Origin of the sequence: Streptomyces lateritius, assembly GCF_014649715.1 — a bacterium.
In the GTDB taxonomy this organism is placed as follows: Bacteria; Actinomycetota; Actinomycetes; order Streptomycetales; family Streptomycetaceae; genus Streptomyces; species Streptomyces lateritius.
Genome location: NZ_BMTO01000009.1, coordinates 332955 through 340534, shown reverse-complemented (window position 1 = coordinate 340534; position 7580 = coordinate 332955). Strand labels below are relative to the sequence as shown.

The 7580-nt window shown below is 72.1% G+C and carries 7 protein-coding genes and 1 tRNA gene; 4 read left to right on the top strand and 4 right to left on the bottom strand.

Annotation, left to right across the window (positions count from 1 at the left end; translation table 11 throughout):
* Positions 1-53: 53 nt before the first annotated feature.
* The 4 genes from IE136_RS20710 to IE136_RS20695 all read right to left on the bottom strand — a co-directional run bounded on the left by IE136_RS20710 (position 54) and on the right by IE136_RS20695 (position 5873).
* Entirely contained in the window at positions 54-1466 is a 1413-nt protein-coding gene (locus tag IE136_RS20710; protein ID WP_158987384.1) for a Cys-Gln thioester bond-forming surface protein, read from the bottom strand.
* A gap of 285 nt (positions 1467-1751) precedes the next feature.
* The gene (locus IE136_RS20705; protein ID WP_229818982.1) at positions 1752-2273 is read right to left on the bottom strand and encodes a single-stranded DNA-binding protein; all 522 of its coding nucleotides are present in this window, start codon (positions 2271-2273) and stop codon (positions 1752-1754) included.
* A 147-nt stretch (positions 2274-2420) separates the two neighbouring features.
* Positions 2421-4226 (bottom strand): YfjP family GTPase, encoded by a 1806-nt coding sequence (locus IE136_RS20700; protein WP_158994286.1) that lies wholly within the window; start codon positions 4224-4226, stop codon positions 2421-2423.
* Between the two features lie 33 nt (positions 4227-4259).
* Positions 4260-5873: a dynamin family protein gene (locus IE136_RS20695; RefSeq protein WP_158987386.1), complete on the bottom strand. Its 1614-nt coding sequence runs from the start codon at positions 5871-5873 to the stop codon at positions 4260-4262.
* A gap of 303 nt (positions 5874-6176) precedes the next feature.
* Between IE136_RS20695 and IE136_RS20690 the strand changes: the two genes are divergently transcribed.
* The 4 genes from IE136_RS20690 to IE136_RS35860 form a co-directional block, all read left to right on the top strand.
* Positions 6177-6249, top strand: a tRNA-Arg gene (locus IE136_RS20690).
* A 189-nt stretch (positions 6250-6438) separates the two neighbouring features.
* The gene (locus IE136_RS20685) at positions 6439-6858 is read left to right on the top strand and encodes a TOBE domain-containing protein (protein ID WP_158987388.1); all 420 of its coding nucleotides are present in this window, start codon (positions 6439-6441) and stop codon (positions 6856-6858) included.
* Between the two features lie 26 nt (positions 6859-6884).
* Positions 6885-7283: a TOBE domain-containing protein gene (locus IE136_RS20680; RefSeq protein ID WP_158987390.1), complete on the top strand. Its 399-nt coding sequence runs from the start codon at positions 6885-6887 to the stop codon at positions 7281-7283.
* 210 nt (positions 7284-7493) lie between these two features.
* Positions 7494-7580, top strand: an 87-nt coding sequence (locus IE136_RS35860) for a helix-turn-helix domain-containing protein (protein ID WP_229818996.1), incomplete at its 3' end; no start/stop codon positions are given.

Genomic DNA, 7580 nt, shown 5'->3' with positions numbered 1-7580 from the left:
GGGCCCGTCGGCGACCGAGAGTCACATCGTGTCACTCAGGGTTCATGATCGTGTCACTGGCCGGCCGTCTTCTTCTTGCGGAGGAGGAAGACCGCGCCGCCACCGAGGGCCACGAGGGCCAGGGCGATGCCGGCGATCATCGGGGTGGCGTTGGAGCTGCCGGTCTCGGCGAGGTCGCCGCCGCCCGTGGTGCCGCCGTTGGTGGTGGAGCCGCCCGTGGTGGTCGCGGGGGCCGTGGTGGACGGGGAGGGCTGCGTCGAGGGGGTCTCCGACGGGAGCGGGCCCGGGGTGGCCGTCTTGCAGTCGAGGACGCCCTTGAAGGTCTTCTCGAAGCCGTTCGGGCCGGTGATCGTGAAGTCGTACGCCTCGTCCTCGGCGAGCGGGACCGTCACGGTCTTGGACTCACCGGCGGCGATCGTGTACTTCTCGCCCTTGAGCTCGAAGGCGAAGCCCTCGTCGCCCTCGTTGGAGGCGGTGATGTCCAGGCCGCCCTTGGCGCAGTTCGTCTGGGCGGAGAGGGCCGGGATGGCACCCTTCTTGGCCCAGCTCGCGGACGCCTTGGCGTTGACCGTGGACTTGCTGGTGCCGGCCAGGATCAGGGTCTGGCTCTTCACCTTGGTGGAGACGAAGGCGCGGCCGATCGGGACCGTGGTGTCGGCCTGGACGGTCAGCTCGGCGGAACCGTCGGCGGCGCCGGCCGGGATGTCGAAGTACACCTGGCCGCCGTTGGCGACGTCGGTGACGACCTTGCCGTCCTTGTCCACGAGCTTGACGCCCTCGGGGGCGCCCGGGGTGAGCGAGACCGCGGCCGAAGCGGCGTTCGTGTTCACCGTGACCGGGCCGAGGCGCTCACCGGACTTACCGGCGACGGAGGACGGGGAGAGGCTGAGGGAGGCCTTCGGCTCCTCCAGGTTCACCGCCTTCTCCTCCAGGTACTTGGTGAGGGCCTGGGCGTCCTCGTCGGCCGGCATGGCCTCGACGTCGTCCGAGAAGTGCCAGATGGCGGCCTGGGTGGCGGCGGCGGCGGTCTTCTCGGTGAGGTTCTTCGCGCCGACCTTCTTGGCGAGTTCGCCGAGGTCGTTCACCTGCGGGTAGGAGTTCTGCAGGATCCAGCGGATCTTGCCGGCGTCCTCGTTGTTGTGCAGGGAGGACTGGTCCCAGCCGACCTCCTTGTACTCCTGGCCGTTCTTGGCGCCGGTGTAGAGGTCGATGCAGTAGGTCTGCAGCGTGCCGCCGGGCTTCACCTGCATCTCGAACAGGCCGGCGTTCACCTCGCCCTTGCCCGCGATCTTGACCGTGTCGAAGACGGTGAGCTCACCCAGCGTGGCGGTCGCGCCGCCCGTGCCCTGCTGACCTTCGTCGGCCATCGCAGGACCCGCGATGGCTATGGCACCCGTCGCGACGAGGCCCGAGACCACGGTCGCGGCGGCAAGGCGGGCAGCGCCGCGCCTCCGAACAGAAAACATGAATTTCCCCTCCGGGCGAGCTGCTCCGTGTCTTTGGTCATGACACGTGGGGGGAGCGCTTCGCCAGCAGTCTCACTGACCCAGTTGTCTCACGTGGCTCGAGTGGCGCGAGTGACTCGCGCCAACTCAAGTTCCCCATGAGTACGCCGGAATCCTAGGGAGGGGGAAGCGCCGAGTGCCCTTTCATACGGTCTGATAACCATTCCGACTCGAAATCGTTATCCATGGTGCCCGTTTCGCGAAGAAGCGCTGGTCGCGGTGTCGACAAATCACCACAACTCCGGGTCAGAGCACGGGTTCCAGGACCCGCACCGTCTCCGTCACCGCGCCCGGCTCGACGGAGGACGGGGACGCGGGTTCGTCCCGCCTCGGTGCCGGGCCGGTGTCCCACGGGTCCCGGACCGGGCCCGCGGCGCCGTTCTCCTGGCGTTCCGTCACCCGCGGCTCCCCCTTCACCATCCGGCGGAACGCCGCCGTCCCGCGGGTGAGGTCGTGCCCCACCGCCAGCGCGTCGATGTCCACGAACGTCTTGCGCTGCCCCTCGCGCTCCTCCTCACGCACCTTCAACCGGCCGTGCACCACCAGGGGTTCTCCGACCGAGACCGAGGCCGCGAGGTTGGCGCCGAGCGCCCGCCAGGCGAACACCGTGTAGAAACTGGTGTGTCCGTCGGCCCACGTGCCGTGCTCCCGGTCCCAGCGGCGCGCCGTCACCGCGAACCGGAACCGTGCCACCCCGCCCGTCGCCGTGTCCCGGTAGTCGACGCTCGTCGCCACGTTCCCCACCAGCGTCACCGTCGTGTCGTTCATGACTCTCCCCCTTGGCCGGATGCCCGTTCGGTCGACTCCATGCTGGACCGGTCGGCCGAACCCCGCCGACGGCTGTGGACAGCCGGCCACTTGGGGAAAACCTCGTCACCCGGCAGAGTGACAGGCGTCGTGACGCCGGCCGGCCGCTCACCTCATGCGCGCGCCCCGCCTCGTCCCGCCCCACCGCGCGCCACCGGCGCCGAGCCGCGTGACCCGCGCGCCCGACCGGGCCCCCGACACCGTCACGTACTGCTCGCGCACCTCGCGGTACCGCATCAGTTCCGCCGAGATCGGGTCGAGCACCCGCGCCCGGCCGCAGGCCGCCGCCGCCTCCCGCAGCTTGCGCTCCGCCTCCTGTCCGTACCGTCGCGCCGGCCCCTTCACCGCGGCCGCGCACGCCCACTCCACGAGCGGGCCGCCCACGATGCCGCCGATCATGATCAGGACGGGTGGCAGCAGTCCCGGCTCGACCACGCCGACGATCTGGCCCACCAGCCACAGCGCGCCGAAGATCTGCAGGAGCGTCATCACAACCTGTGCGAGCACGGCGGCCGGCCACCAGGCGGGCCGTGGTGGCCGGGCGGCCGCGTCCCCCATGGTCAGCGTCAGCTCGTCGAGCGCCTCGGGCAGCCCCTCGGCCCCGCGCGCCGCCGCCTCGCGCACCGCCAGCGCCCATGGGCCCGGAAGCCCGCGCGAGGCGTCGTCGGCGACGATCCGCACCGCCTGTTCCACCCGCTGCCGTGCGGTCAGTTCGTCCTCGGCCGGAGCCTGGAGGCGGGGGCCGGTGGAACCGTGCTCGCGGATCCGCTCGTACCAGCGGTAGAGGCGTAGCCACGGGGTGCCGCAGGCGCGGATGGCGCCCCGGCGCCAGACGCGTTCGGCGGCCTCGCCGGCCGCCGTGGCGCCCACGGCGACCGCGAGCCGGGCCGAGAAGTCCTCCCTCGCCCGCTCGCCGAGGCCGGTCTGGCCGTCGGCGACGTACACCGCGCGGAGCCGGCCCGCCGCCGCGTCCACGTCGGCCGAGAGCCGGAGCGCCGGAGCGGTCCGTTCCTGGACGAACCGGCCGAGCAGCTCGCGCAGTTCGCCGACCCCCTCTCCGGTGAGGGCGGAGAGGGCGAGGACGGTGGCGCCGGGTTCACCGTGTTCGCCGAGGGCGACGCCGTCCTCGTCGAGGAGCCGGCGCAGATCGTCCAGGACGAGGTCCGCTGCCTCGGCGCCCAGCCGGTCGATCTGGTTGAGGACGACGAAGGTGACCTCGGCGTGGCCCGCCAGCGGCCGCAGATAGCGCTCGTGGAGCGCCGCGTCGGCGTACTTCTCCGGGTCCACGACCCAGATCACGGCGTCGACGAGGCCGAGGACCCGGTCGACCTGGTCGCGGTGGGCGGTGACGGCCGAGTCGTGGTCGGGCAGGTCGATCAGGACGAGCCCCTGCAGGTCCTCGTCGGCCGCGCCGCCCGCCAGCGGCCGGCGGCGCAGCCGGCCGGGGACGGCGAGGCGGTCGAGGAGCCCGGCGGAGCCCTCGGACCAGCTCAGCGCGATGGGGGCGGAGGTGGTGGGGCGGCGCAGGCCGGTCTCGGAGACGGGGACGCCGGCGAGGGCGTTGAACAGGGTGGACTTGCCGCTGCCGGTGGCACCGGCGATGGCGACGACGGTGTGGTGGGCGGAGAGCCGCTGGCGGGCGGCGGCCTCGTCGAGTACGCGCCCGGCCTCGGCGAGCGTCTCGCTCTCGACACGCGTACGGGAGAGGCCGACGAGTTCGTGGAGCGCGTCGAGGCGGTGGCGCAGGGCGCCGCCGTACTTCCCGCCGAGGGGCGGGAGGTTGTCCTCCTCCGCGGCGGACGACGCGGGGCCGTTCTGAGGCTTCCCGGCCGCTCGCTCGGCCGCCCGGCGTGCGATCAGGCCGTCGTCCCAGCGGCCGTCCACCGTGCCGTCCGCGCCGCTCACACCCGTCATGCCCGTGCTGCTCGTGCTGCTGCTCACCGGTCCTCACTTCTCCTTCTGCAGTACGGAGAGCGCGGCGATCAGCTCCGCCTGCGGCTCGGGGGTCACGTCGAGGGCGTCGAGGGGAGCGAGGCGACGGTCCCGCTCGCCGTGCAGGGCACCGTCGACGTACGTCAGAAGAAGATCGCCCCCCTTGTCGCGCAGGCGGAGGGCGGTCTGGGCGCCGAGGAGTTCGGCGAGCCGTTCGCCGGCGCTGCGGGTGCGGCGGCCGCCGAGGAGGGCGGCGGCGAGCAGGGCGGCGACGGTCTCGGGCTCGGGGGCGGCGGTGCGGGAGGGCGCGATGCGGTCGCTGCCGCGCACCTCAGCCTCGGCCAGCTCTTCGAGGACGCGCCGCCAGCGCCGTACCGCCAGTTCGATCCGTTCGTTCGCCTCCCGGTCGGGGGCGGCCTGCGCCGCGAGGAGGGCCGCTGCGGCGGGTTCGCGGCGCCAGGAGTCGCGTACCCGCTCGTCGGCGGCCGCGGCCGCGCACTGCAGGAGGGCGGCGAGGGATTCGACGAGGGCGTCGAGGAGTTCGTCGGCGGAGCTGTCGCGGGGGTAGCCGCGCCAGCGGGTACGGGCGTCACCGGCGAGCACGGCCCCGCGGCCCAGCTGCTGCCGGACGCGCTCGCGCTGCCCCTCGTACGCCGCCTCGACCGCGCCGCCGAGCCGGACGGCGGCGGCGTACTGGGCGGCGACCGCCGCGGCGAGCTCGGGCATCCGGGTGTCGAGGGAGTCGATGACGCCGGTCGCGGTGCGGCCGACGGCCTGTTGGCGGGCGGCGGGGTCCAGGGCGCGGTGGGCGAGCCAGGCGCGCAGCGGGGCGACGGCCGTGTCGGGCAGCAGCCCGCTGCCGCCGCCGGTCGACTCGGGCAGCTCGGGGATGGTGAACCGGGGCACGTCCCCGAGCCCGGCCTTGTGGAGCAGTGCCTCGTACTGGCGGGAGACCTCGCCGATGACCTGGTGGGGCACCCGGTCGAGGACGGTGACGAGGGTGACGTCGTACTCCTTGGCGGTACGGAGCAGGTGCCACGGGATGGCGTCGGCGTACCGCGAGGCGGTCGTGACCATCACCCAGATGTCGGCGGCGCACATCAACTCGGCGGCGAGCAGGCGGTTCTCGACGACGAGGGAGTCGATGTCGGGGGCGTCGAGCAGGGCGAGGCCGGGCGCCAGGACGGAGGAGGTCTCGACGCGGAGCGCGTTGTCCTCGGGGGGCTCGTCGGCGTGGTTCTCGTCCTGCGGGTCCTGGTGGGGCAGCCAGATCCGGGTGAGCTGGGGCAGGACGCGCATGCCGGCGAACCAGTGGTGGTCGTCGGGGTGGCAGACGAGCACGGGGGTGCGCGTGGTGGGCCTGAGGACCCCCGCCTCGCTGACACGCCGTCCCACAAGAGAGTTGACGAGTGTGGACTTGCCTGCTCCGGTGGATCCGCCGACGACGGCCAGGAGCGGCGCGTCGGGGTCCTTGAGCCGGGGGACCAGGTAGTCGTCGAGCTGGGCGAGCAGCTCGGATCGGGCCTGACGGGCGCGTGGAGCGCCTGGGAGGGGGAGGGGTAGACGCACGGCGGCGACACAGTCGCGCAGGGCGGAGAGTGCGTCGATGAGCTGAGGCCGTTCGTCCAAGGTCACCACATGCGAAGAATGCCCAATTTTGGAGTCTTTTTGAAGCGTATAAGGGTCCTGCGCGCCGACAGAACGACTGATGACATGAGCCTCAGGCATAACGAGTGCACAACACCCGGGCCAAGTGGCGCGAAAAGCGCTGCGGAAATCGCACCTGCCTGCGATTATCGTTCCGCTTCACCGAACCTCCACATCGTGCCACGCAGGTGAAGCAGCCGGGCCAAGGCAATCGGAGCCCTATCCTTGACCCGGCAAGGCCACGCCCCTCCCACAGGGGGCTCCAGGCCACCAGGCCACCACCCGGCCCCCGTAGCTCAGTGGATAGAGCAGGTGCCTTCTAAGCACTTGGCCGCAGGTTCGAGTCCTGCCGGGGGCGCACACCTCAGGACCCTCCTTCGGGAGGGTCTTTTTTGGTGAAGTCGATCGGCGGGTGTCGGGGCACGATGCGCCTGGCGATTGCGACGTGGTGCCGCGCGGTGTCCGATTCACGGCTTTAGCGTGAGGGGTGCGAGGGGCGGACCGCCCGTTCGGCACCTGCACCGACTTCGTCGTGAGGGGTTTCTTCATGAGCCTGTCCATCCGCAACCAGCTCGCCGGAATTGTCGTCGGCGTCACCCCGGGCGAGGTCATGGCGACCGTCAAGGTCCGCCTCGGCGGCGGGCAGGACGTGACGGCGGCGATCACCCTGGAGGCCGTCAGGGATCTCGGGCTGGCCGAAGGGTCCGCCGTCGGGGTTCTCGTGAAGTCCACCGAGGTCTCGCTCGCCACCGGTCCGGTGGAGGGTCTGTCCATCCGCAACCAGATCCCCGGGGCCGTCGCCGAGGTCGCCACCGGGGGCGCCATGGCCTCCGTGAAGGTGACCATCGAAGGCGGTGAGCTGACCGCCGCGATCACCAAGGACGCCGTCGCGGACCTGGGCCTCGCCGTCGGGTCCTCCGTCGTCGCGCTGATCAAGTCGACCGAGATCTCCCTCTCCGCCGCCTGATCCGGCGCCTGACCTAGAGTGCGGTTGTGCCGTCGTACAGCATTGGGCAGGCCGCGCGGCTGCTCGGAGTGAGCTCGGAGACCGTCCGCCGCTGGGCGGACGGCGGCCGGCTGCGCATGGACCGGGACGGCGCGGGGAACCGGGCGATCGACGGAGCGGATCTGGCGCGCTTCGCCAAGGAGCGGGGGGCCGGCCAGCACGCCGTGCCCGAGGACGAGGTGGCGACCTCGGTGCGCAACGCGTTCGTGGGGATCGTGACGGCGGTACGCGTCGACGACGTGGCCGCGCTGGTGGAGGTCCAGGCGGGGCCGCACCGGCTGGTCTCGCTCGTGACGCGCGAGGCCGTGGAGGAACTGGGGCTCGGCGTCGGGGTCACCGTCACCGCCCGGGTGAAGTCCACGAACGTGCACATCGATCTCCCGTAGGAATCGGCGGCAGGAGCGCCAGGCCGTGTCCGTGAAGTCCCGCCTGGTCCGCGACGCCCTGGCACGCACGCTCGCCGCGTCGCGACACGGCTGCCGCCCCCTGCCCCTCTCACGGGAGATCGTCCCTTCCTCCAAGCGATCTCTCATCCGCGATGGAGGGTCCCACAGACTTGTTGCAGATGAGAGCCTGATCGCCCTACCGTGACGCACATGCAGTCCTACACCATCGGTCAGGCCGCCCGTCTGCTCGGCGTCAGCCCCGACACCGCGCGGCGCTGGGCGGACGCGGGCCGGGTC